This window comes from Bacteroides fluxus YIT 12057 (assembly GCF_000195635.1).
Lineage (GTDB): Bacteria > Bacteroidota > Bacteroidia > Bacteroidales > Bacteroidaceae > Bacteroides > Bacteroides fluxus.
The window spans coordinates 68,344-91,396 of the sequence record NZ_GL882688.1; the positions used below are offsets into that span (position 1 = coordinate 68,344).

Sequence of the window (23,053 nt, forward strand, 5' to 3'; positions counted from 1 at the left end):
ATATATAGAAAGCAAACTTTTGGGTGGAAAATTCTTTTGTTATAGAAGCAGGAGTGGAGGGATTATCTACATCTGCACTGTATGATAATCCCCCATTCTTAGTTCCTTATTTTTGATTCTTTCCTAAGTACCAGTTATACATTCTTTGTACTCCTTCTTCGATGTCAATCTTATGATGCCAGCCCAATGAATGCAATTTGCCGGGATCGGTCAGCTTGCGCATGGTACCGTCGGGTTTGGAAGAGTCGAAAGTGAGCTGTCCTTGATAGCCTACGGTGGTCACAATCAACTCTGCCAGCTGGCGTATGGTGATTTCCTTGCCGGTGCCGATGTTGATGTGGCAGTTGCGGATATCTTTTTCTTCAGGTCGGTAGGTGTCCTTGAAATCCACATGTTCCATTACGAAGACGCTGGCATCTGCCATTTCTTCACTCCAGAGGAACTCGCGTAACGGAGTGCCGGTACCCCAAAGTTTTACTTCTTCCCCACTGATGCCGTATTTGCCGAGGATGTCCAGAATGTCTTCCTTGCTGCTGTTTCCGTCAATTCCTTCTACCGGACGGAGATTCATGTCCTTGCGCACGGCATCCCAGTCGTTTTGCTTCAGGCAATGTGCGAGATATATTTTACGGATCATGGCGGGGAGTACATGGCTGCGTTCCAAGTCGAAATTGTCATTGGGGCCATACAGATTGGTCGGCATCACGGCAATGTAATTTGTGCCGTATTGGAGATTGAAACTCTCGCACATCTTCAGTCCGGCTATTTTGGCAATGGCGTATGGTTCATTGGTATATTCCAGCGGAGAAGTGAGCAGTGCATCCTCCTTCATCGGTTGTTCGGCATCGCGTGGGTAGATACAAGTGCTGCCCAGGAAAAGAAGTTTCTTCACGTTATGACGGAAACTTTCACCGATGACGTTCTGTTGGATTTGCAGGTTCTTGTAGATGAAGTCGGCACGGTAGATACTGTTTGCCATGATACCGCCTACAAAGGCGGCTGCAAGGAATACATATTCGGGCTGTTCTTCATCAAAGAATTTACGGACGGCTGCTCCGTCAAGCAAGTCAAGCTCTTTATGGGTCTTTCCCACAAGGTTGGTATAACCTTTTTCCTGCAGGTTTTTCCAGATGGCAGAGCCTACCAGTCCACGATGGCCTGCTACATATATTTTGGCATTCTTATCTAATGACATAATTGTTATGATTTACAATCTTGGTTTTATTTACGATTTTACGATTTACAGATTACGGTTGAAGCTGCTTTTACTGTCAGCTAGGACTGTCTGTCAATGATTGTCACATGTTCTGAGATGCAGTTTCTTCACGAATTTCATATCGTGTTCGGCCATGATGTGTACCAGTTCCTCAAAGCTGGTCTGGCGGGGATTCCATCCCAGTAATGTCTTGGCTTTGGTAGGATCGCCCAATAATTGCTCCACTTCGGCCGGCCGGAAATATTTGGGGTCAACTTCTACCAGCGTTTTGCCCGTTTTCACGTCGATGCCTTTCTCGTTGACTCCTTCGCCTTCCCAGCGAAGTCCGATTCCTACTTCCCGGAAGGCCAGTGTCGCGAATTCACGGACGGTATGCATTTCACCGGTGGCTATGACAAAGTCCTCCGGAGTATCATGCTGCAGAATCAGCCACATACACTCAACGTAATCTTTGGCATATCCCCAGTCGCGGAGGGAATCAAGATTTCCCAAATACAGTTTGTCTTGGAAGCCCTGGGCTATACGTGCGGCAGCCAAAGTTATTTTGCGGGTTACGAAAGTCTCTCCACGACGCTCGCTTTCATGGTTGAACAAGATACCGTTGACTGCGAACATTCCGTAGCTTTCGCGGTAGTTCTTGGTAATCCAGAAGCCATACTGTTTAGCTACCCCGTACGGACTGCGGGGGTAGAAAGGAGTCGTTTCTTTTTGGGGAACTTCCTGTACCTTACCGAACAGTTCGGAAGTGGATGCCTGGTAGATTTTTGTTTTCTTCTCCATGCCGAGAATGCGTACGGCTTCGAGCATGCGGAGCGTACCTACGGCATCTGTTTCAGCCGTATATTCGGGTACATCGAATGATACCTTTACATGACTTTGAGCTGCCAGGTTATATATTTCATCGGGTTGCACTTGCTGAATGATACGGATAAGGGATGATGAATCTGTCATATCACCATAGTGCAGGTTGATGAGACGGCGTTGTTTCATGTCGCGCACCCATTCGTCAAAGTAAAGGTGTTCGATACGCGCTGTATTGAAAGAAGAGGAACGGCGTAAAATACCATGTACCTCATATCCTTTCTGCAAGAGGAATTCGGCAAGGAAGGAACCGTCCTGTCCGGTAATGCCGGAGATAAGAGCTTTCTTCATTCTGATTGTTTTTTAGTTTTAGTTTTTCAGAATGCAAAACTCGTCATTTTTTGTGAAATGACAAAACTTATACAGTTATTAGTATCCGTTGATTTTCTTTCCCGTCATTTTGTCGATAATCAGTGCGATTGCTCCGTCTCCGGTCACGTTGCAGGCGGTACCGAAACTATCCATCGCGATGTAGAGCGCAATCATCAGCGCCTGTGCCGATTCATCGAATCCCAGCATGGATTGAAGGATGCCGAGGGATGCCATGATGGCACCTCCGGGAACACCGGGTGCAGCTACCATGGTGATGCCGAGCATAAAGATAAATCCTGCAAATAGGGGAAAGTCATGGGGCATTCCTTGCATTATCATCAATGCAAGGGCACACGCCACAATCTTCAGCGTGCTGCCGGACAAGTGGATGGTAGCGCAAAGCGGAATCACGAAACCGGCAATGTCCGCAGATACTCCGTTCTTTTTGGCCTGCTCCAGCGTGACCGGGATAGTGGCGGCGGAAGATTGGGTTCCCAGGGCCGTGAAGTAGGCCGGCAGCATTCTTCCCAGTAGCCTGAAAGGGTTCTTACGGACGAATAAGGCGGCAATGCAATACTGGAATACCAACAGGAAAATGTGCAGCAGGAAGATGATTCCGATTATTTTGATAAATACCGTCAATATACCGAATACTTGTCCGGAGTGGGTCATGTTGAGGAATATTCCGAATATATAAATAGGTAGCAAGGGGAGTATTACCGCACCTATCATCTTGACGATGATTTCTTGAAAGTCACGTGCCGCATTTTTCAAGGCATTGTCCTGTAGTCCTGCCAGTCCCAGCCCTAACGTGAAAGCCAGTACCAATGCAGTCATCACATTCATCAGCGGAGGGATGGCTACCGAGAAATAGGGCAGGATACCTTGTGCCTCACTTACTTCTTCCAAAGGGATTCCGGGCGTGATGAGTGAAGGGAAAATTGTGATACCGGTGAAGTAGGAGAGGAATCCGGAGAACAAAGTGGCTCCGTAAGCGATGAGTGCCGTGACCAGGAGCATCCGTCCCGCCCCTCGTCCGATGTCGGCTATGGCAACAGTCACCAATCCCACAATGATGAGCGGTATGGAAAAATTCAGGAATTCACTGAAGATACCATTGAATGTGACAAACAGGCGTACCAATGGGGCGGGGAGGAAATTTCCAAAGAGGATACCCAGGATGATGGCGATAACAATTCGTGGCAACAGGCCGACATGGAGTTTCTTCATAAATATTGAGTTTCAGGTTTGATGAAATAACTTATCGACTACAAATGTACTGTTTTATTTTCGAAATTCATACGAACAAATGCTACAAGCATTTTGTTTCAACATAAAGACAAAATTTAGTATGTATATGGAGAATTTAAATAAAACTGACATAGGACTCATCGGGCTTGCTGTCATGGGAGAGAATTTAGCGCTCAACATGGCGGATAAGGGCTGGAACGTTTCGGTTTACAACCGTACGGTTCCGGGAGTGGAAGAAGGAGTCGTGGAACGTTTCATTAACGGCCGTGCCAAAGGAAAAAGCATCCAGGGCTATACGGATATTTCAGATTTCGTATCTTCCATCAAGGCTCCCCGCAAGATCATGATGATGGTTCGCGCCGGCAGTGCGGTAGATGAACTGATGGAGCAACTTTTTCCTTATTTATCGGCAGGAGACATATTGATTGACGGAGGGAATTCCAATTATGAAGATACCAACCGTCGTGTGGCGCTGGCCGAGAAAAAGGGCTTTCGCTTTGTCGGTGCAGGTGTTTCCGGTGGGGAAGAAGGTGCATTGAATGGTGCTTCCATAATGCCTGGGGGTTCCGAGAGTGCTTGGGAAGAAATAAGACCTGTTTTGCAGAGCATTGCAGCCAAGTCTTCCGACGGTACTCCGTGTTGCGGGTGGATAGGTCCGGCGGGTTCCGGTCATTTTGTCAAGATGATACACAATGGCATCGAATATGGTGATATGCAACTCATTGCTGAAGCTTATTGGGTTATGAAGCAATTGCTCGACTTGAACAACGAACAGATGGCAGAGGTCTTTTCCCATTGGAATGAGGGCAAACTGCGAAGCTATCTGATTGAAATTACAGCCAATATCCTGCGCCATAAAGATAAGGCGGGAGGTTGTTTGATCGACAAGATTCTGGATACTGCCGGACAAAAAGGAACGGGTAAGTGGTCTGTCATCAATGCCATGGAACTGGGTATGCCGTTGGGGCTGATTGCCACGGCTGTGTTTGAACGTAGCCTCTCCGCGCAGAAAGGCTTGCGTGAAACGGCTGCCAAGCAGTTTGTCTGTCAACGTTCACAGGCTGTATATAATAAAACGGAACTGGTGAAAGATATTTATTCGGCATTGTATGCTTCCAAGTTGGTGTCCTATGCGCAAGGTTTTGCTGTATTGCAACGCGCTTCCGATGCTTTTGGATGGAAACTGGATTTGGCGTCCATTGCCCGTATGTGGCGCGGTGGATGTATCATCCGCAGTGTATTTCTGAATGACATCGCTGCTGCTTTTGAGGCGAAAGATAACCCCCGCCACCTTCTGTTGGCTCCTTATTTCAAGAAGGAGATGCAGCAGTTGCTTTCCGGGTGGAAGCATCTGGTGGCACAGTCCATGAAAGAAGAACTCCCGGTACCTGCTTTCTCTTCGGCATTAAACTATTTTTACTCCCTTGTTTCTGCCAAGTTGCCTGCAAATATGATTCAGGCACAGCGTGACTATTTCGGCGCACATACCTTTGAACGGACGGACGAGTTACGCGGACAATTCTTCCATGAGAATTGGACCGGACATGGCGGCGATACGAAGTCGGGAACTTATAATGTGTGAAGATTAAAACAGCTATCGACTATGAATAAATTTGTGATGATAATTTTTGGTGCCTCAGGGGACTTGACCAAACGCAAACTGATGCCGGCACTTTATACTTTATATAATGACCGCCGGCTTCCGGACGGATTTTCCATTTTGGGGATAGGACGTACGGATTATACGGATGCTCATTATCAGGAATATATCTTGGATGAGTTACGCAAGTATGTGTCTTCCAAGGAACAGGTGGAAGGGCCAATGAATGAATTTTGCAGCCACTTGCGTTATTTGACTCTGGATCCTGCTGAAGCAGAAGGTTATGGTGCACTGGACAAACGTTTACAGGAACTGACCGGCGAACAGAATCCGGATAATTTGCTGTATTATTTGGCTACCCCTCCTTCTCTGTACGGTGTAATTCCGCTTCATCTGAAAGCTGCACATCTGAACCGTCCCCATACACGCATCATTGTAGAAAAGCCTTTTGGCTATGATCTGGAGTCTGCACTGGAACTGAACAAGATTTATGCTTCCGTGTTTGAAGAACACCAGATTTACCGTATCGACCATTTCCTGGGTAAGGAAACGGCGCAGAATATTCTGGCTTTTCGCTTTGCCAATGGTATCTTTGAACCCTTATGGAACCGCAATTATATTGATTATGTAGAAATTACAGCGGTTGAAAATCTGGGTATCGAACAGCGTGGAGGTTTTTACGAGGGTGCCGGTGCCTTGCGTGATATGGTGCAGAACCATCTTATACAGCTTGTGGCACTGACAGCCATGGAACCGCCTGCCGTTTTCAATGCCGACAATTTCAGAAATGAAGTGGTAAAAGTGTATGAATCACTCGCGCCTCTTACGGAAGAGGATCTGAATGAACACATTGTCCGCGGACAATATACGGCTTCGGGTATTAAACCCGGTTACCGTGAAGAAAAGAATGTGGCGCTTGACTCCCGTACTGAAACTTATATTGCCATGAAAATCGGTATCAATAACTGGCGTTGGAGTGGGGTACCTTTCTATATACGTACAGGTAAACAAATGCCGACCAAGGTGACAGAGATAGTAGTCCATTTCCGGGAGACACCTCACCAGATGTTCCGTTGTGAAGGTGGGCACTGCCCGAGGGCCAACAAGCTGATCCTGCGTTTGCAACCCAACGAAGGCATTGTGCTGAAGTTTGGGATGAAAGTGCCCGGACCGGGATTTGATGTCAAACAAGTGATGATGGATTTCAGTTATGATAAACTGGGCGGATTACCTACGGGGGATGCTTATGCCCGTCTTATTGAAGACTGCATACAGGGGGATCCTACTCTCTTTACACGCAGTGATGCCGTAGAGGCTTCATGGAGATTCTTCAACCCTGTGTTGAAGTATTGGAAAGAATGCCCGGATGCTCCGTTGTATGGATATCCCGTCGGTACCTGGGGGCCGTTGGAAAGCGAAGCCATGATGCGTGAACATGGCGCGGAATGGACCAATCCATGTAAGAATTTAACGAATACGGATGAATATTGTGAGTTATGAAAAGTTATATATACAGTACTGCTACAGAAACAGCGCACGCACTGATTAAACATCTTGTCGGGATGATGGAGCGTGAGCCGGACAGAACTTTCTATTTTGCATTCAGTGGAGGCAGTACCCCTTCGCTTATGTTTGACATTTGGGCGAATGAGTATAAGGAAGTCACTCCATGGAAGCGGATGCGTATTTATTGGGTGGATGAACGTTGTGTGCCTATGGAGGATTCGGAGAGTAATTATGGAACCATGCGCCGTCTGCTCCTGGATGAGGTGGGGATGCCGGGAGAGTTTGTCTTTCCTATCTTCGGGGATTATCCGCCGGAAGCTGAAGCAAAACGTTATTCGGCACAGGTATGCCGCACTGTACCACTCTGGCGTGGCTTTCCTACTTTTGATGCCGTACTGCTTGGTGCGGGAGATGACGGCCATACGTCTTCCATTTTTCCCGGTCAGGAATACTTGCTTGCTTCCTTTCATCCCTATGAGGTGAGTGTCAATCCCTATAACGGGCAGCAACGTATCGCCATGACGGGCTGTCTTCTGTTTGCGGCAAGGAAACTTGTATTCTTTATTACCGGCAAGAATAAGGCAAACGTAGTCCGTGATATTCTTGATTCTGGTGATACGGGACCGGCGGCTTATGTAGCCCATCATGCCGAAGATGTCGAAATATTTATGGACGCCCAGGCGGAGAAAGCCAGTGGAACTATGTAGAAATTCCCATAGGAAAGAAGTTCTGCCAAGTGGAAATCAAGGCGCCAAACGTACGGTCTGCCAACTGTTGTCTGCCTGCAGAATATATTCAAAACGGTCGTGGAGCCTGCTTTCGCGTCCTTGCCAAAATTCGAATCGGAGAGGAGTGACGGCAAATCCTCCCCAGTTGTCGGGACGCTTGATGGGTTGCCCTGCCAATCGGGCCGCTTCATATATGAAAGCACGCACAATTTCCGTGCGGCTATTTATGATGTGGCTTTGTGGAGAGATTCTTGCACCGATTTTACTCTTGTAGGGCCTGCTTGCAAAATAGGTATCTGATTCTTCCGGTGGGCATTTTTCTGCTTTTCCTTCAATATGTACCTGTCTTTCCAGTTTATGCCACACAAAGGATAGGGAAACGTAAGGATTGACTGCCAGTTGCTGTCCTTTACGGCTTTCATAATTAGTGAAGAAAATCATTTTCCCGTTTTCTACTCCTTTCAGCAGTACGGTCCTTGTCGAAGGATGTCCGTCTGGTGAGACGGTGGCCAATACCATGATTCGAGCTTTCATATTTATCGGTATTGCCAGTATAACATTCGGGGGAGCGTTCTTGTTCTAACTTCTCATTCTTGGAGTTAATAGTTCTTTGCGATATAAGACAATGAGATATACCTAAAATAAAAGCACTTCCTGTCGTTCGCTTACGAAGGAAGTGCTCACACAAAAACTAAACTAGACTTAACTAAACTATTCTATTGGGGGAGTTTCACAACTCCTATCTGTTCGTTGCAAAGGTAAAAAAACATCTTTTAATATGCAATAATATTGTGTAATAAATCGACAAAATAATTAATTTTATCGACAAATAAAAGATTCATTCAGCTTCTTTTTTCCAAAAACTCTTGAAAAGATGACTTGTAACTGTCGCTGATTGGGATATAATTCTTTCCAAAAACGATTCTTCCACGGTCTATTACACGTATTTTGTCCTTTTGGACTATGTAGGAGCGATGTACGCGCATAAAACGTGAAGAGGGAAGCAAGTCTTCCATGGCTTTCATGCTCATCAGAGACAAGATAGGCTTTGCGGAGTCTTCCTCATATATTTTTATATAATCCTTTAAACCCTCTATGTATAGGATTTTCTTCAATTCTATTTGGACAAGTTTGTAGTCGCTCTTTACAAAAATGCTTTGGATTTCTTCTTTGGGCTGTTGCAGCAGTTCAAACCATTGCACGGCCTTGTTGGCGGCCTGCAGAAAATCGACGTAAGAAATCGGTTTCAATAAATAATCCAATGCATTGACCTTATAGCCATCTATGGCATATTGCCCGAAAGCTGTAGTGAAGATGATGCGTGTACCCGGTTCCACCATCTTCGAAAACTCCAGTCCGTTTAATTCGGGCATCTGTATATCGAGGAACAGCAAGTCTATCTTCTTGTCCGGTAATTCCTTCATGGCTTGGACGGCACTGGAATACTTTCCTTCTAACTTTAAAAAGGGGGTCTTGTTGACATAGCTTTCCAGAAGGTTTAATGCTAAAGGCTCATCGTCAACGATTGCACATTTCAGATTCATGGTACTGGTCGTTAAACATTGATTACTAAAATTGACTGATATTCTTTTCCATCCCGGTTCACTCCTCTTTGCCAGCTATACCGGCCGGGATAAGTCAGCTCCAGACGCTTCCGCACCTGTTCCAGTCCGATACCGCTTCCACTTTTGTCTGTCTGGCTTTTGGGGTGGTAGCTGTTGGTTATCTCACAGCGTATCTCTCCGGGACTTTCACTGAAGTGGATGCGGATGAAACTGGGTTCGGTGGGAGAAATGCCATGTTTGAAAGCATTCTCTATGAGGGAGATGAAAATAAGCGGCGCGATTTCAGTATGGCTATCCGGACGGACATCGAATTGCGTTTCTACGCTTACATTGGAAGATAGGCGTATGCGCATCAATTCGATGTAATTGCGGATAAAATCCATCTCTTTGGCGAGCGTGACGAAATTCTGCTGATTGTCGTAGAGGACATGGCGAAGCAGGCGGCTTAACTCTTGTACGGCATCTTGGGCCTTATCCGTATCGAAAGCGATAAGGGCATAAATATTATTCAGCGTATTGAGCAGAAAGTGAGGATTCAGCTGGTTGCGCAGATTCTTCAATTCGGCTTCAGTACGACTTTTTTCCGCTTCGCGGCGGGCGGCTTCGATTTGTGCCCAACGTCCGCTCATCTTGATGGCGGCACTTAATCCTATGGTCAATATCATGGAAAAGATATCACGTAGGATGAATATCCACTTGGGAGGCCCTTTATGTCTTCCGCCTTTTTCCACTGTCTCTTTGCCATAGGTGTGGAATGCATATTCCTGCCATAGGTGGGCGCCGGCGGCAATACAGATGATTAGCAGCGCATTTGCCAGCAGGTACTGCCTGATGCGTCCTTCAAACAGATAGCGGGGGATAAGGAAGAAATAATTCACATAGAACACTATGAGAAAAGAGAGTGGAATAATGCTGCCATGCCGTAGATAGTCTATCCAGGTTATTGTGAAGCCGCTGCGGCTCATCATCAGAAATGGAAAACCGAAAACGATTCCCCATCCGATGACATGTGTCAGGACTTCGATGAGGCGAGGCAGGGAGTTGGGTACTTGTTTCATTCTGCAAAGATAATTCTTTTTCACTCATTATTCATAACGTATTGCCTCAATCGGATCCAGGTCCGCTGCTTTCTTGGCAGGATACCAGCCAAAGAATACCCCGGTGACGGTACATACGGCGAAGGAGAGGAATACACTCCAAGGCTGGATGAAGATGGGCCAGTGGGCTACACTCTTTACTATCCAGCTGGCACCGCAGCCGATGACGACGCCGATCAGACCTCCGGTGATGCTGATGAGGATAGCTTCTATCAGAAACTGGCTCAGGATATCTACTCCACGGGCGCCTACGGACATGCGTAGCCCGATTTCGCGTGTACGTTCCGTGACACTGACGTACATGATGTTCATGATACCGATACCTCCGACAACGAGTGATATACCCGCAATGCAGGCAAGCAGCGTTGTCATCAGATCCGTCGTGGAGTTCAGCATGGTACTGAGTTCCTGTTGGGAACGGATGGTGAAATCGTCGTCGTCGCTCTCTTTCAGCTTATGGTTACGGCGTAATATTTCGGTGATTTCTTCGGTGGCGTTGTCCGTCATGTCTTCGCTGAGGGCGGAGGCAAAGATGCCGCTGAGGTAAGTCTGTGCCAGCAGACGTTTCATGACGGTAGAGTAGGGTGCCAGTACAACGTCGTCCTGGTCCATTCCCATAGAATTGTACCCTTTGGACTTGAGTACACCGACCACGCGGAAAGGAACCTGATTGAAACGGATAATGCGCCCGACAGGGTCTTCGCCGCCCGGAAACAGATTGTCCTGGATGGTCTTTCCGATCACACAGACTTTGGCGGAGGTCTGTATGTCGGCCTCGGTAAACATTTCACCGTTATCTATGGTCAGCTGGCGGATTTCAAGGTAATCCGTGCCGACACCGCTGACGGAAGAGGGGTAGTTGTTGTTGCCTGCGATGAGTTGTCCGCTGGAAGACACGTTGGGACTGACTGCGGAAAGAAAGTTTGTTTCATTGCGCAATGATTCATAATCGGTCAGCTTCAGCGTTTGCATGGCACTGGGATCCTGGCGGACACCACCGCGCATGTCGGCTCCCGGATGTATCATAATCATGTTGGAGCCCATTTCGGAGATTTGTGCCTGGATGCTCTTCTTGGAACCCTGTCCGATGGCAAGCATGGTGATGACCGATGCTACGCCGATGATGATGCCCAGCATGGTGAGGAATGCACGCAGCTTGTTGTTGGACAAGGCACGAAGTGCTATTTTAAAAAGATTTGTTCCGTTCATATCTATAATAATAAGGTGTATTAATCTTCCTCTTGTTTGGGCAATGCAGCCAATGCATCGGCCGCGTCCAGTATGTGGGGGTTGATGCTGTCATCTTTCACCTGTCCGTCACGCAGTACGATGTTGCGGCTGCTGTACTGGGCTATTTCCGGGTTATGGGTAACGAAAATGATGGTACGCCCCTCGGCATGCAGTTTCTGGAACAGGACCAGGATTTCGAAAGAAGTGCGTGTGTCAAGGTTGCCCGTGGCCTCGTCTGCCAGGATTACGGCAGGATTGTTGACCAAAGCGCGGGCAATGGCAACGCGCTGCATCTGTCCTCCGGACATCTGGTTGGACTTGTGTTCCAGCCGGTCACCCAGTCCGACGGCTTTCAGCGCCTCGATGGCGCGTTCCCGTCTTTCGCCGGCCGAGACGGCCGAGTTGTACATCAACGGCAGCTCTACATTCTCCACGGCGGTGGTCTTGGCGAGCAGGTTGTAGTTTTGGAAAACAAAACCGATTTTCCTGTTTCTCAGTATGGCACGCTGCGGTTTGCTCATGGTGCGTACGGAGATGCCATCCAGGAAGTATTCGCCGCTGGTGGGGGTATCGAGACAGCCGAGGGTATTCAGCAATGTTGATTTTCCCGAACCGGAAGTCCCCATGATGGTGACGAATTCACCTTCTTTGATGGTAAACGAGACGCCGCGCAGAGCGTGTACCGTTTCATCTCCCACCAGGAAGTTCCGTTTGATATTCTGAAGTTCAATGACTACTTTGTTCATGATGGTTGTTTTATCATTTACTCTTTTTCTTGTTGTTTCCCGGAGGGCCGGGCATGAAAGGGCTCTTTTCACCGCCTGCTTCCTGGGTCATTGCCGGAGAATCGTTTTCGCCGGGCATATTGCCTAAAGTTGCTTCGGTCACGACAACGGTACCTTCACTGATTCCACTGGTAATCTCCGTGCTGACGCCGTTGGAGATGCCTGTCTCTACCGGATGGGCGGTGAACGTGTTGCCTTCACGTGTCCAAAGTTTGTGTTCTCCTTCGCAATCCTTCACAAGGTCGTTTTCACCGATAAGCGGTTTCTCCGGATTGAAGCGGAGCGCGCGGGCAGGCACACAGAGCACGTCTTTCCGGTCAAGCGTATAGATGGTGACATTGGCTGTCAGGCGGGGTTTCAGTTTCAGGTCCGGATTATGGGCAGAGATAACCACTTCGTAGGTTACCACCGTGCTCGAAGAAGAGGTGCTGCTACTGCTGCTTGAGGTGGCGTCACCCAGGCGTATCTGGGTCACCACTCCTTCGAATACATCGTTGGGGTAGGCATCTACGGTAAAGGTGGCACGTTGTCCTTCTTCCACACCGCCTATGTCGGCTTCATCTACATCGGCCACTACCTGCATCTGTGTCAGGTCGGCAGCAATGGTGAACAAGGTCGGCGTCTCGAATCCGGAAGCCACAGTCTGCCCTGCTTCTACGTCGCGGCTGATGACTACGCCGTCAATGGGGGAGGTGATGGTGGCGTAGGACAAATTCCGTTCTGCCTTTGCCAGAGATGCCTGGCTGCTTTCATAGCTGCTCTTTGCTTTCTGGTAGTTATAGAGGGACTGTTCGTAGTCCGTATCGCTGATGAGTTGCTTCTCATGCAATCCCTTGTTGCGTTCGTAGTTTTTCTGCTGATATTCGTATTCGGCCTTTGCTCCGTTGTAGGCGGCACGCTGGGAGGCGAGTTCGCTTTGCAGGGTTACGCGGTCCATTTCGGCGATCAGCTGCCCTTTGGTGACTACAGAATTATAATCCACATAAATCTTGTCGATAATACCGCTGACCTGTGTACCGACTTCCACTTCGGTGACCGGTTCGATGGTCCCTGTGGCCGTTACAGATTCTGATATCTCGCCTTTGTTGACGGTTGCCGTTACATAAGTCACTTTATGTTTGGCAGATGAACCGCTAAAAAGCCACAGGCTCCCGCCGACTGCCACAGCGGCAAGCGCAGCAATCAGTATGATTTTCTTCTTATTCATGATGTATAATGTATTACGTTGATATTCTTGTTTACAGTTCTATCTTTTCTCCTTGGTAGAACTTCAGCAGCTGTGTGTTCAGTATGGCCATGTATTTGGCTTGCAAAGTTTCCTGCCTGGCATTGAGCAAGTTGCTTTTTTCCGTCAGCAGCTCCACTGTATTTTTCATGCCCAGGTTAAACTGCTCTTGTATGAGGTCATAGCTGGTCTGCGTGCTTTTTAGCTTTTCCACTGCTGCCGCATAACGCTGCTGGGCGCTATTGGCATCAAGCCAGAGGCTTTCAATGGTCTTGTAGAGAGTCTTTTGTTCATCCAACAGGTTTAGCTCACTGGTCTGTTTCTGCAGCTTGGCCTTTTGCACGGCACTCTTCGTCTGCCTGTTGTTGAAGATGGGGACACTGATGCTGAATCCGAGGGAATTGTTCCAATTGCTTTTGACCTGCTCGCCAAAGGTGAAGTCATTTCCGTTGGCATGGTTTGTTCCGATGCCTGCAGTCAGGCTCAGCGTGGGCATATAGCCGGCCCGGGCTATCTTGATATCCAGGTCCGCTGCCTGTACGTCCAGTTTGCCGGCTTCTATTTCGGGACGCAGGCTGAGGGCTGCACGGTAAACATCCAGTTTGGCGGGGAGTGGTGCCAGTACATTCTCGTTGTCAAGGGAAGGGAGGTAGAGGTTCATCTCTTCTTCACCGTCCAGTTCGAGCAACTGTTTCAACTGGAGCTTGTAGTCCTGCAGGGTGGCCTGTGCCGTCACCAACTGATATTTGTCCGTGCTGACTTGTGCTTCCAGCTGTGCCAGGTCGCTTTTGGCGATGCTTCCTGCATCGAACAAGGCACGGGCACGCTCACATTCGGCCTGGCTTACCTCAAGGGTCGATTCGTTCACTTTTACGGTTTCGGCGGCATAGAGTATCTGTACGTAAGTTTGTGCGATGCTCTCTTCGATGCTGTTTTCACTTTGCGATATGTTTAGTTCGGCAATCCGGTTGTTGAGGCGCTGTTGCTTCAAGGTGTTGAGGCGTTTGCCGCCGTTGTACAGGGTCCAGTTGGCATCAATGCCATAGCTGCCGTTGTAGCTTGTCTTGCTCTGGCTGCTGGTGATGTTGTCCCCGTCAATGATGGTGTTCGTCTCGCTGTTGGGACGGTTTACGACACGCTGGCTCACACTTGCCGAGAGACTGGGGAAGAGCGCCGCTTTGGCAGTCTTTACATCCACCCCGGCACTTTCTGCGCTGAGGCGGTTTTTGCGGAGGGTGATATTCTGCTGCAGGGCATAGTCGATGCAGGCCTGCAGATCCCATTGTACCGGCAGGCTGCCGGGTTGCTGCGTGATGCTGTCATTCTGAGCGGCCAATCGCATGCATCCTGCCAGGCAGAGTGTTATCACTGTCAATCTTTTTACGTTCGTCATATCTTCGGTATTCTATTGTTTTACATGGGCAAATATAGAGGCTCCGGGGTTTATCGGCAAAAATGATAGACGTTGGTGTTCTTTTCGTCGTCCAACTACTTTTTTGTACCGACAGTTGGGGCGGCCCGTATTTTTTTGTGCCACCTGGTTGGCACAACTGTGCCTTAGGCGTGGCACGCTTGTGCCAACCCGGTGGCACAAAAAATACGGGCAGTCATCCCCTAAAAGAGTGGGGTAAATTACCCTTGCCTCTAACTTTTTTGCTTTTTGTTTGTTATTTATATAAAAGTATTTTATATTTGTAATGATTATAAATTTGACCTTATGAAGCAAACTGTGATCAGCATTTGGCGATTTTATTTGGAGGGGTTTCGAAGCATGACCTTGGGACGTACCTTGTGGCTTATTATATTGATAAAGCTTTTTATCATGTTTTTTATTCTTCGCCTCTTCTTTTTTCCGAATTATCTGAATACTCCTGCCGTAGGAGCCGATAAGGACGATTATGTCAGCCGTGAACTCATTATCCGCGCTGCCGATGAATGAACCTCGATGAAAGATTGAATATTAATGCTTAATACTTACTCTCATGCTTGAAAACATTGACACTTCTCTGATTGACTGGTCGAGAGCTCAATTTGCCTTGACAGCCATTTATCACTGGATTTTTGTGCCGCTTACACTGGGTCTGGCGGTTATTATGGGCATCATGGAAACGGTGTATTACCGTACGGGTGACGAGTTTTGGAAACATACAGCCAAGTTCTGGATGAAATTGTTCGGTATCAATTTTGCCGTGGGAGTGGCTACGGGGTTGATATTGGAGTTTGAGTTCGGGACGAACTGGAGCAATTACAGCTGGTTTGTGGGCGACATTTTCGGTGCGCCGCTTGCCATAGAGGGTATCTTGGCTTTCTTTATGGAAGCAACTTTCATTGCCGTCATGTTCTTCGGTTGGGAGAAGGTGAGCAAGCGCTTCCACCTTACGGCAACCTGGCTCACGGGGCTGGGTGCCACCATCTCTGCCTGGTGGATTCTGGTGGCCAATGCCTGGATGCAGAATCCGGTAGGTATGGAATTCAATCCTGATACGGCACGCAATGAGATGGTGGATTTCTGGGCTGTGGCTACTTCACCGATGGCCGTCAACAAGTTTTTCCATAGTGTATTGTCCGGTTGGGTGCTGGCCGCCGTATTTGTGGTGGGTGTCAGCTGCTGGTATCTGCTGAAGAAGCGCGACAAGAAGTTTGCCTTGGCAAGCGTGAAGGTTGCGGCATGGGTAGGGCTGTGTGCCGCAGTGTTCTCCGCATGGACAGGCGACGGTTCCGGTTACCAGGTGGCGCAGAAGCAACCTATGAAACTGGCTGCCATGGAAGGGTATTACGAGGGGCGGCAGGGTGCCGGGCTGGTAGCTTTCGGTATCTTGAATCCCGACAAGAAGACGGCTGATGACGGCGAGAATCCGTTCCTCATGCGTATCGAGATTCCCAAGATGCTGTCACTGCTTGCCGAGCGCAGGATGGATGCGTTTGTTCCGGGCATCAATGACTTGCTGAAAGGCGGCTATACATTGGAAGATGGCACGAAGGCGCTTTCCGCGGAAGAAAAAATAGAAAAGGGGAAGAAGGCTATCGGTGCTTTCTCCGCATACCGCACCGCCCGTGCGGCCGGCAATGATGCCGAGGCTGAAGTGGCTGCCAAGGTGTTGAAAGAAAATGTGGCTTATTTTGGTTATGGCTATATTAAAGATGTGAACGAGTTGGTGCCCAATGTGCCTTTGACGTTCTATATGTTCCGTGTCATGGTGATTTTGGGCGGGTATTTTATCCTTTTCTTCATTCTGGTGTTGTTCCTGTCTTACAAGAAAGACCTGGCGGGGATGCGCTGGATGCATTGGATTGCCTTGTGGACTATTCCGCTGGGATATCTTGCCGGACAGGCCGGTTGGGTGGTGGCGGAATGCGGGCGTCAGCCGTGGGCCATCCAGGATATGCTGCCTACCAGTGCCGCCATCTCCAAACTGGATGTAAGTTCCGTGCAGACTACGTTCTTTATCTTCCTGGTGCTCTTTACTGTCATGCTGATTGCTGAGGTGGGAATCATGCTGAAGGCAATACGCAAGGGGCCAAGTACCGCTTCCGGCCATTCTCCGGAAGGGAAGTGAGGATTCCTTGCATCTTCAAAGTTCATTCAATACTAACCATATCCCCACTTCCCGAACTTCCCTCTCTTTCGAAGAGGGAGACCGGGGGTGAGGCTTAACTAATAACATTATGTATTCATTTCTTCAACAATATTGGTGGTTTGTAGTTTCCTTATTGGGGGCTCTCTTGGTATTCCTGTTGTTTGTACAGGGAGGTAATTCACTTTTGTTCTGTCTGGGCAAGACGGAGGAACAACGTAAGATGATGATAAATTCTACGGGACGCAAGTGGGAGTTTACGTTTACGACACTCGTCACGTTCGGCGGAGCATTCTTTGCTTCGTTCCCGCTGTTCTATAGTACCAGTTTCGGCGGGGCATACTGGTTATGGATGATTATCCTGTTCAGTTTTGTGCTGCAGGCGGTCAGTTACGAGTTCCAGTCGAAGGCCGGGAACCTGTTGGGTAAAACTACTTACCGCGCTTTCCTGGTAATCAACGGTGTGGTAGGCCCGGTACTGTTGGGCGGCGCTGTGGCTACCTTCTTCACGGGATCGGAGTTCTATATCAATAAAGGAAACATTGCAGATACGATGATGCCGGTCATCAGCCGGTGGGCAAACGGTTGGCATGGCTTGGATGCGCTGCTCAATCCCTGGAATGTGGTATTGGGCCTGGCGGTATTCTTCCTGGCACGTATTCTGGGCTCGCTCTATTTTATCAATAACATTGCCGACAGAGATTTGGTAGCCCGTTGCCGCCGTTCATTATGGGGAAACACGGGACTGTTCCTTGTTTTCTTCCTGTCATTTGTCATCCGTACATTGGTGGCCGACGGATATGCGGTGAATCCCGAAACCGGTGAGGTCTTTATGGAACCCTATAAGTATCTGACGAATTTCATAGAGATGCCGGTAGTGCTGGCGGTATTCCTGGCGGGGGTAGTGGCGGTGCTTTGGGGAATAATCCGTACCTTGTGGAAGCCTGCATTTGATAAAGGTATCTGGTTTGCAGGGGCGGGTACGGTGCTCACGGTCCTTGCCCTGCTGCTTGTTGCCGGCTATAACAATACAGCTTATTATCCTTCGACCAGCGACTTGCAGAGTTCGTTGACACTGGCAAACAGTTGTTCAAGCCTGTTCACCTTGAAAGTGATGGCTTATGTTTCCATCTTGGTTCCTTTCGTCTTGGCTTATATCTTCTACGCGTGGCGCAGCATTGACAACCGGAAGATTGATGCCAGGGAGATGAAAGAAGGAGGGCATGCTTATTAGTCCCGGTGTTATTTTCCCTTCTTCTTTTTCTTTGCGGATTTATCCGCTGCTTTCTACAAAGGGTATCCACGTGTGATGCCATGCGGGACTCTCTCCCTTGAACAGCTGCTGTACACTGCGGATAACCATCAGCAGAGTGATATAGATTGGTACGATGTGTTGTGTGTCCTCACCTTTCTCCTCTCTCCGGAAGAGTGGGGGGAGAAAGATGAGGCTTTTGATTGTCATTTTCCGGCTTCTGCATTTTTGATCATCTGCTCGCTGGCATACATATAAATTTCTACGCGCCGGTTCTGATCTGCCGACAGGTTGTCATCATATTCCGTATATCCCACACCTTCTACCTTTTTGAATTGTGCAGGAGAGACGCCACAGTCCTGCAAGTAGTTCTCTACAGAATAAGCACGATTCTTTGAAACTTTCATGTTGGCTTCATAAGTGCCTACCTTGTCGGTGTGTCCGATGATGGCAATATCCGTAGTAGGGTCCTCTTTCAGAATCTGTGCAAGCTCACGCAGGGAAGACTTGGCTTCATTGCTGAGAGCAGAAGAATTGAATGCAAATAGGATACCTGCCGCAAAGGACACTTTCACGGCGGGCAGGCCATTGTTGTCGGTAACCTGCTCTACCTGTGCTCCTTCAATCTTGGCGGCTTCGGCGGCTTTCTTGTCCATCTTATGACCGATGGCTACACCTGCACCCGTACCGACGGCTGCGCCGACTGCCGCACCGATGGCTGCTCCTTTTCCTTTGCCGATAAGGCCGCCGATGATAGCTCCCGCCGCTGCGCCCGATCCACCGCCTATCACTCCACCTTTAGTGGTATTGTTCATTGTGCTGCAACTGCCCAGCAGTAAAGCGCTGCATAACAGCAACGCTGTAAATTTCATTTTCTTCATATTTTTACCTATTAGTTGGTTTAACTTAATATCTTGCAAATTTATGTATATAATAACACCGTTATCCTCCATAAAGTTTTTCATTGTACTTTTTTTAGAGAATTTTCCTTTTGATAATCAGAAACCAGGTGGTAAGGATGATTCCTTTGGCAACCGTCGTTCCGCAAACCGCCCACCAGATGGCGTCCACTCCCATGCCCATGTGTACCAGGAACAGCGCTGCCGGAATACGCATATAGTTGCATCCGATACTGACAACGGCGGGAGGCACCGTGCGCCCTAAACCGTAGAATACTCCCTGCATCGTGATTTCCAGCATCATGAACACCTGTGAATAGCCGTCTATGCGCAAATAGTCGCCACCCACACGATAGGCTTCCGCTTCGGGCACGAAGACGGAGAATATTTCACTGCCATAGAAGATGAATGCCAGTGTGCAGATTGTCCCGAATACACCCGTCATCCACATGGTGGTGCGCCATGCCTGCTTTACGCGTGATGTCCGCCCTGCGGCATAGTTCTGTGCGATGAATGTGCTCAGTGCGGTCGAGAAGCCTTGTGAGGTATTCCAGGTGATGGCTTCTATTTGCCCGCCGGTAGTGAAAGCCATCAGTCCGATATGTCCGCCCTGTTCCGAGGCAGTCCGTGAGAGGAACATGTTGACGAAAGCAAACAGCGTGTTCAGCGTGGCTACGGGCAAACCCAATTTGAAGATGCGTCTTGTGTATCTCTTCTTCAAGCGGGTGAGGAAGGGGAAACCGCCGAACAGGTCGTCCCTGCGGCGTAATTGATAGACGAAGATTCCGAATACCGTCGCTTCGGACAGCCATGTGGCAAGTGCGGCCCCCACTGTTCCCCAGCCAAAGCCGAAGATAAAGAGGGGATCCAGAATGATGTTCATGACCAGTCCCGTTCCACTGATGTAAAACGGGGTTTTGCTGCGCCCTGCTGCATTGTAGATGCCGGTGAAGGCAGCGGACAGGAACACGAAAGGCAAGCCTGTTGACACAATGCGCAGATAGGTGACCGCATGGGCCGTGATGTCTGCTTTCAATTCGAAGATACGCAGGATGGGGTGGGCAAACAGGAATAATACGGCTCCCCAGCAGACGGCTATGATAAGAGCGATTGTGATGTTATGGGAAGCAAAGCTGCGTGCGTCTTCCTCGCTCCTTGCCCCGATAGACTGTCCTACGCTGACTTCGGCCCCGACCTTGTTGAGAAGGGCGATGGAGCCCGACATCCATGTCAGGATACCTACCGCCCCTACGGCTGCCACCGCTTCGCTGCCCAGCCTTCCTACCCATGCCATATCCGTGAGGCTGTATGCCATCTGGATAAACGAAGTAGCCATAATAGGCATCGCCAGGTTGAACAGCTGGCGGTTGATGGGGCCTTGAGTCAGATTCTTTGTTCCCTGCATCACTAACCGGCAATCGTTCTTAGAACAATGTGTTTGTCTCCTCCACTAATTTTCCGCCTTGCCATACAGCGCGGATGTTGAGGTCCTTGTCCATGATCAGTACATCCGCATCTTTCTCTTTCTGGAGAGAGCCTTTGCGGTCAAACACTCCCATGATACGGGCAGGGGTTTCAGAGGCCATCCGCAGGGCGTCTCCCAAAGAAACGCCGGCTTTTACCATGGTGCGGATCAGCATGTCGGTAGTGGCGATGCTGCCTGCCAGGGCTGAACGGTCGGCAAGTTTGCACACGCCGTCTTCGATGATGATGCGCGGGTCCTTGATTTCCTTGCTTTCACAGGCGGCATAGGAGAGGGCATCGGTCACTAGGCAGGTATGTTCTACGCCTTTCAGCGTGTAGGCAAGCCGGAGGATGGTAGAGGGCAGGTGGATACCGTCGGCAATGAGTTCGATGGTCATCCCGTCTGTCAGATAGACACTTTCTACGGTTCCCTCATATTTGTATTCACGGCGCTTATGGAAGCCGGGCATGGCATTGTAGAAGTGTGCCGCATGGGTGAATCCTGCTTCGTAGGCTTCCCTGATGCCGTCATATTCGGCTTCGGTATGGGAAGCGGCAACGAGAATGCCCTTGTCGTGCAGGTAGCGTGCAAAGTCCAGGGCTCCCGGCAGTTCGGGAGAGGCATCCCAACGGCGGATGCACCGGGTGCTTTCTGCAAGTTCCTTGTATTCATTCTCGTCGATTTCCTTCACTTGTCCGGCAAATTGTTCTCCCGCCATTTTGGGATTGAGGTAAGGGCCTTCTATGTGCAGTCCCAGTATGGGGCTTTCGGGTTCTTCCATCAGTTGTTCGCAGATTTTCGCCGCCTGGTGCAGCTTGCTGAAAGGAGAAGAGGAGAGGGTAGGGAAAATACTTGTGGCCCCGTGGCGCAAGTGTGCGTTGACGGCACCACGGAAAGCCTCCTCGGTACATTCCGTAAAGTCGTGCCCGCCACCGCCATGCGCGTGCATGCACACGAATCCCGGAACGATGTACATGCCTTTGGCATCAATCATCCGGGCACCGATCAGTGCGAGGTCACAGTTTGTTACTTCAAGGATTTTTCCGTCCCGCATCAGGACGGAACCTTCATTCAGCCAGCCTTGCGGGGTGAATATACGTCCGTTTATAATCTGAGTCAGCATTTTGAGATTTATGATTTTAGATTTATGAATTAGGTTGTTCTTTTTCTTCTTCTCCGGCGATGGCGCTGTTGCTGTTTGTATTTCCGGATTTTGGCATATACCAGCCAGACAAACAATACACCGAATACGGAGAATATCAATAATACGATTCCTGTATTGAGATTGTCGCCTTTCACACGGCTCCACATTTCGAGGACCAGTTCGGTACGGTCGCCGAAGTCGCGTATCATGGCGCAACGTTGCACGACCTTCTTGTCGGGATACTGGACGGGGTTGATCTGTATGCTGTCAGCTCCCGGACCGAAGAAATAGCTCAGGTCGGAGAATTGCTCTAGGGTCGTGTCGGTCTTCGCTTCCAGGATTTCGGGCGTTGCCACGGCACTGACATAACCGATGGCATCCATGTTGCGCATGGCTATTCCGGGTTGGCAGAGGTAGTTGATGAAGTAGCTTGCCGCCTTTACGTTCCTTGAATATTTAGGGATGACCCAACCGTCGTACCAGATGTTGCTGCCTTCTTGCGGAACCTCGTAATCCAAGTCTACCCCTACGGCGGCGGCTTCTTCGATGGCCCAGACAGCGTCACCGCTCCACGTCAGGTTGAGCCAGGTTTTATTTTTGGTCATCATCTCCTTGCCGAAGTCGGCTTCCCAGCCGGAGATGTTGGGCTTCATGGCTTTCAGATACTTTTCTGCGAGGTCAATCGCCTTGGAAGAGTTGTTATTCATCAGTTGTTCCACGGTGACGGTGCCGTCTGCCAGTTGCTTGGCGTGGGCGTAGATAATGGCAGTGCCGTAAGCGTCGCGATAACTGTCCTTCATCAGGATTTTACCTTTATTCTTGGAATTCCAGAGGCAATGCCAGCTGCCGGCTTCTTCCTTGCTGATGAAATTCTTGTTGTAGAGTATGCCGGCGGTTCCCCACATATACGGTACGGCATAATCTGTGGTGACACGTCCCGGCTGGCTGGTTTTGTTCAGTTCTTTCTGGATGTAGGGAGAGACATTGGGCAGATAATCCGGAGTCTTCCCGAAATTACGGTCAATCGGAAGGAGCAGATCCTTCTTCAGCATACGCTCGATGATATATTCCGACGGGCATACGACATCGAAATCTTCGTGTCCGCGTTCAATCTTGGTAAGCATGATTTCATTGATGTCGAACACCTGGTAGATGATACGGATCTCTTCTCCCGTCTGCTGCTTGTACCAGGCAGGAAACTCGGCAAGGACATCTTCGTCGATGTAGTCTGCCCAGTTGTATATCTTCAATATGCGGCTGCGTTTTTCGTTGGAATGCTCGCAGGAGGCGAACATTGCGATGCAGCACAGTAGAATCAGTAGGTTCGTTAGTCTTTTCATTC

The 23,053-nt window shown here is 49.1% G+C and carries 20 protein-coding genes and 1 pseudogene; 6 read left to right on the forward strand and 15 right to left on the reverse strand.

Annotated elements, in window-relative coordinates; translation table 11 throughout:
* Positions 1-106: 106 nt before the first annotated feature.
* The 3 genes from HMPREF9446_RS13690 to HMPREF9446_RS13700 form a co-directional block, all read right to left on the reverse strand.
* On the reverse strand, positions 107-1,195 hold the full coding sequence (locus tag HMPREF9446_RS13690; protein ID WP_009126301.1) for a GDP-L-fucose synthase family protein: 1,089 nt from the start codon (positions 1,193-1,195) through the stop codon (positions 107-109).
* 93 nt (positions 1,196-1,288) lie between these two features.
* Positions 1,289-2,368: a GDP-mannose 4,6-dehydratase gene (gmd, locus tag HMPREF9446_RS13695; RefSeq protein WP_009126302.1), complete on the reverse strand. Its 1,080-nt coding sequence runs from the start codon at positions 2,366-2,368 to the stop codon at positions 1,289-1,291.
* A gap of 78 nt (positions 2,369-2,446) precedes the next feature.
* Positions 2,447-3,619: a dicarboxylate/amino acid:cation symporter gene (locus HMPREF9446_RS13700; RefSeq protein ID WP_009126303.1), complete on the reverse strand. Its 1,173-nt coding sequence runs from the start codon at positions 3,617-3,619 to the stop codon at positions 2,447-2,449.
* Between the two features lie 127 nt (positions 3,620-3,746).
* Between HMPREF9446_RS13700 and gnd the strand changes: the two genes are divergently transcribed.
* Genes gnd through pgl form a run of 3 tightly spaced genes read left to right on the forward strand, consistent with a single transcriptional unit; the run spans position 3,747 to position 7,453 of the window.
* Positions 3,747-5,222: a decarboxylating NADP(+)-dependent phosphogluconate dehydrogenase gene (gene gnd, locus HMPREF9446_RS13705; RefSeq protein ID WP_039969660.1), complete on the forward strand. Its 1,476-nt coding sequence runs from the start codon at positions 3,747-3,749 to the stop codon at positions 5,220-5,222.
* Between the two features lie 21 nt (positions 5,223-5,243).
* Positions 5,244-6,740 carry a glucose-6-phosphate dehydrogenase gene (gene zwf, locus HMPREF9446_RS13710; protein WP_009126305.1) on the forward strand — a complete coding sequence of 499 codons (1,497 nt, stop codon included), beginning with the start codon at positions 5,244-5,246 and terminating at the stop codon, positions 6,738-6,740.
* Positions 6,737-7,453: a 6-phosphogluconolactonase gene (gene pgl, locus HMPREF9446_RS13715; protein ID WP_009126306.1), complete on the forward strand. Its 717-nt coding sequence runs from the start codon at positions 6,737-6,739 to the stop codon at positions 7,451-7,453. The genes zwf and pgl overlap by 4 nt, the downstream gene beginning before the upstream one ends.
* 36 nt (positions 7,454-7,489) lie before the next feature.
* Here pgl and pdxH read toward each other — a convergent pair whose 3' ends face one another.
* From pdxH to HMPREF9446_RS13750, 7 genes are all read right to left on the reverse strand, one after another.
* Positions 7,490-8,008, reverse strand: a complete 519-nt coding sequence (gene pdxH, locus HMPREF9446_RS13720) for a pyridoxamine 5'-phosphate oxidase (RefSeq protein ID WP_009126307.1) — start codon at positions 8,006-8,008, stop codon at positions 7,490-7,492.
* A gap of 308 nt (positions 8,009-8,316) precedes the next feature.
* Complete coding sequence (locus HMPREF9446_RS13725; protein WP_009126308.1) at positions 8,317-9,018, reverse strand: LytR/AlgR family response regulator transcription factor; 702 nt, start codon at positions 9,016-9,018, stop codon at positions 8,317-8,319.
* An 11-nt stretch (positions 9,019-9,029) separates the two neighbouring features.
* The gene (locus tag HMPREF9446_RS13730; RefSeq protein ID WP_009126309.1) at positions 9,030-10,097 is read right to left on the reverse strand and encodes a sensor histidine kinase; all 1,068 of its coding nucleotides are present in this window, start codon (positions 10,095-10,097) and stop codon (positions 9,030-9,032) included.
* A gap of 27 nt (positions 10,098-10,124) precedes the next feature.
* Complete coding sequence (locus HMPREF9446_RS13735) at positions 10,125-11,345, reverse strand: ABC transporter permease (RefSeq protein ID WP_009126310.1); 1,221 nt, start codon at positions 11,343-11,345, stop codon at positions 10,125-10,127.
* Between the two features lie 20 nt (positions 11,346-11,365).
* Positions 11,366-12,112, reverse strand: a complete 747-nt coding sequence (locus tag HMPREF9446_RS13740; protein WP_009126311.1) for an ABC transporter ATP-binding protein — start codon at positions 12,110-12,112, stop codon at positions 11,366-11,368.
* 13 nt (positions 12,113-12,125) lie between these two features.
* Complete coding sequence (locus HMPREF9446_RS13745) at positions 12,126-13,358, reverse strand: efflux RND transporter periplasmic adaptor subunit (RefSeq protein WP_009126312.1); 1,233 nt, start codon at positions 13,356-13,358, stop codon at positions 12,126-12,128.
* 31 nt (positions 13,359-13,389) lie between these two features.
* On the reverse strand, positions 13,390-14,769 hold the full coding sequence (locus HMPREF9446_RS13750; protein ID WP_039969630.1) for a TolC family protein: 1,380 nt from the start codon (positions 14,767-14,769) through the stop codon (positions 13,390-13,392).
* Positions 14,770-15,093: 324 nt separating this feature from the next.
* Between HMPREF9446_RS13750 and HMPREF9446_RS13755 the strand changes: the two genes are divergently transcribed.
* The 3 genes from HMPREF9446_RS13755 to HMPREF9446_RS13765 all read left to right on the forward strand — a co-directional run bounded on the left by HMPREF9446_RS13755 (position 15,094) and on the right by HMPREF9446_RS13765 (position 18,185).
* Positions 15,094-15,315: a DUF4492 domain-containing protein gene (locus tag HMPREF9446_RS13755; protein WP_039969632.1), complete on the forward strand. Its 222-nt coding sequence runs from the start codon at positions 15,094-15,096 to the stop codon at positions 15,313-15,315.
* Positions 15,316-15,358: 43 nt separating this feature from the next.
* Positions 15,359-16,933 carry a cytochrome ubiquinol oxidase subunit I gene (locus HMPREF9446_RS13760; protein WP_009126315.1) on the forward strand — a complete coding sequence of 525 codons (1,575 nt, stop codon included), beginning with the start codon at positions 15,359-15,361 and terminating at the stop codon, positions 16,931-16,933.
* Positions 16,934-17,042: 109 nt separating this feature from the next.
* Positions 17,043-18,185, forward strand: a complete 1,143-nt coding sequence (locus HMPREF9446_RS13765; RefSeq protein ID WP_009126316.1) for a cytochrome d ubiquinol oxidase subunit II — start codon at positions 17,043-17,045, stop codon at positions 18,183-18,185.
* A gap of 57 nt (positions 18,186-18,242) precedes the next feature.
* Here the strand turns inward: HMPREF9446_RS13765 and HMPREF9446_RS18780 are convergent.
* The 5 genes and pseudogenes from HMPREF9446_RS18780 to HMPREF9446_RS13790 all read right to left on the reverse strand — a co-directional run.
* Positions 18,243-18,314: pseudogene (locus HMPREF9446_RS18780) on the reverse strand (monofunctional biosynthetic peptidoglycan transglycosylase); the annotation flags it as partial.
* 95 nt (positions 18,315-18,409) lie between these two features.
* Positions 18,410-19,084 carry an OmpA family protein gene (locus tag HMPREF9446_RS13775; RefSeq protein WP_039969663.1) on the reverse strand — a complete coding sequence of 225 codons (675 nt, stop codon included), beginning with the start codon at positions 19,082-19,084 and terminating at the stop codon, positions 18,410-18,412.
* 94 nt (positions 19,085-19,178) lie between these two features.
* Positions 19,179-20,507, reverse strand: a complete 1,329-nt coding sequence (locus HMPREF9446_RS13780) for an MATE family efflux transporter (RefSeq protein ID WP_009126319.1) — start codon at positions 20,505-20,507, stop codon at positions 19,179-19,181.
* A gap of 19 nt (positions 20,508-20,526) precedes the next feature.
* Positions 20,527-21,690: an N-acetylglucosamine-6-phosphate deacetylase gene (nagA, locus tag HMPREF9446_RS13785; protein ID WP_009126320.1), complete on the reverse strand. Its 1,164-nt coding sequence runs from the start codon at positions 21,688-21,690 to the stop codon at positions 20,527-20,529.
* Between the two features lie 29 nt (positions 21,691-21,719).
* Entirely contained in the window at positions 21,720-23,051 is a 1,332-nt protein-coding gene (locus HMPREF9446_RS13790; protein WP_009126321.1) for an ABC transporter substrate-binding protein, read from the reverse strand.
* Positions 23,052-23,053: the final 2 nt, after the last annotated feature.

What these genes read in the sequence shown, in the direction of transcription:
- HMPREF9446_RS13745 (WP_009126312.1), bottom strand. Translation starts at nt 13,358, where the DNA reads ATGAATAAGAAGAAAATCATACTGATTGCTGCGCTTGCCGCTGTGGCA.
- HMPREF9446_RS13700 (WP_009126303.1), bottom strand. Translation starts at nt 3,619, where the DNA reads ATGAAGAAACTCCATGTCGGCCTGTTGCCACGAATTGTTATCGCCATC.
- pdxH (WP_009126307.1), bottom strand. Translation starts at nt 8,008, where the DNA reads ATGAAAGCTCGAATCATGGTATTGGCCACCGTCTCACCAGACGGACAT.
- HMPREF9446_RS13735 (WP_009126310.1), bottom strand. Translation starts at nt 11,345, where the DNA reads ATGAACGGAACAAATCTTTTTAAAATAGCACTTCGTGCCTTGTCCAAC.
- HMPREF9446_RS13765 (WP_009126316.1), top strand. Translation starts at nt 17,043, where the DNA reads ATGTATTCATTTCTTCAACAATATTGGTGGTTTGTAGTTTCCTTATTG.
- pgl (WP_009126306.1), top strand. Translation starts at nt 6,737, where the DNA reads ATGAAAAGTTATATATACAGTACTGCTACAGAAACAGCGCACGCACTG.
- HMPREF9446_RS13790 (WP_009126321.1), bottom strand. Translation starts at nt 23,051, where the DNA reads ATGAAAAGACTAACGAACCTACTGATTCTACTGTGCTGCATCGCAATG.
- HMPREF9446_RS13740 (WP_009126311.1), bottom strand. Translation starts at nt 12,112, where the DNA reads ATGAACAAAGTAGTCATTGAACTTCAGAATATCAAACGGAACTTCCTG.
- HMPREF9446_RS13775 (WP_039969663.1), bottom strand. Translation starts at nt 19,084, where the DNA reads ATGAAGAAAATGAAATTTACAGCGTTGCTGTTATGCAGCGCTTTACTG.
- HMPREF9446_RS13690 (WP_009126301.1), bottom strand. Translation starts at nt 1,195, where the DNA reads ATGTCATTAGATAAGAATGCCAAAATATATGTAGCAGGCCATCGTGGA.
- HMPREF9446_RS13755 (WP_039969632.1), top strand. Translation starts at nt 15,094, where the DNA reads ATGAAGCAAACTGTGATCAGCATTTGGCGATTTTATTTGGAGGGGTTT.
- gnd (WP_039969660.1), top strand. Translation starts at nt 3,747, where the DNA reads ATGGAGAATTTAAATAAAACTGACATAGGACTCATCGGGCTTGCTGTC.
- HMPREF9446_RS13780 (WP_009126319.1), bottom strand. Translation starts at nt 20,507, where the DNA reads ATGCAGGGAACAAAGAATCTGACTCAAGGCCCCATCAACCGCCAGCTG.
- HMPREF9446_RS13760 (WP_009126315.1), top strand. Translation starts at nt 15,359, where the DNA reads ATGCTTGAAAACATTGACACTTCTCTGATTGACTGGTCGAGAGCTCAA.
- HMPREF9446_RS13750 (WP_039969630.1), bottom strand. Translation starts at nt 14,769, where the DNA reads ATGACGAACGTAAAAAGATTGACAGTGATAACACTCTGCCTGGCAGGA.
- HMPREF9446_RS13725 (WP_009126308.1), bottom strand. Translation starts at nt 9,018, where the DNA reads ATGAATCTGAAATGTGCAATCGTTGACGATGAGCCTTTAGCATTAAAC.
- nagA (WP_009126320.1), bottom strand. Translation starts at nt 21,690, where the DNA reads ATGCTGACTCAGATTATAAACGGACGTATATTCACCCCGCAAGGCTGG.
- zwf (WP_009126305.1), top strand. Translation starts at nt 5,244, where the DNA reads ATGAATAAATTTGTGATGATAATTTTTGGTGCCTCAGGGGACTTGACC.
- gmd (WP_009126302.1), bottom strand. Translation starts at nt 2,368, where the DNA reads ATGAAGAAAGCTCTTATCTCCGGCATTACCGGACAGGACGGTTCCTTC.
- HMPREF9446_RS13730 (WP_009126309.1), bottom strand. Translation starts at nt 10,097, where the DNA reads ATGAAACAAGTACCCAACTCCCTGCCTCGCCTCATCGAAGTCCTGACA.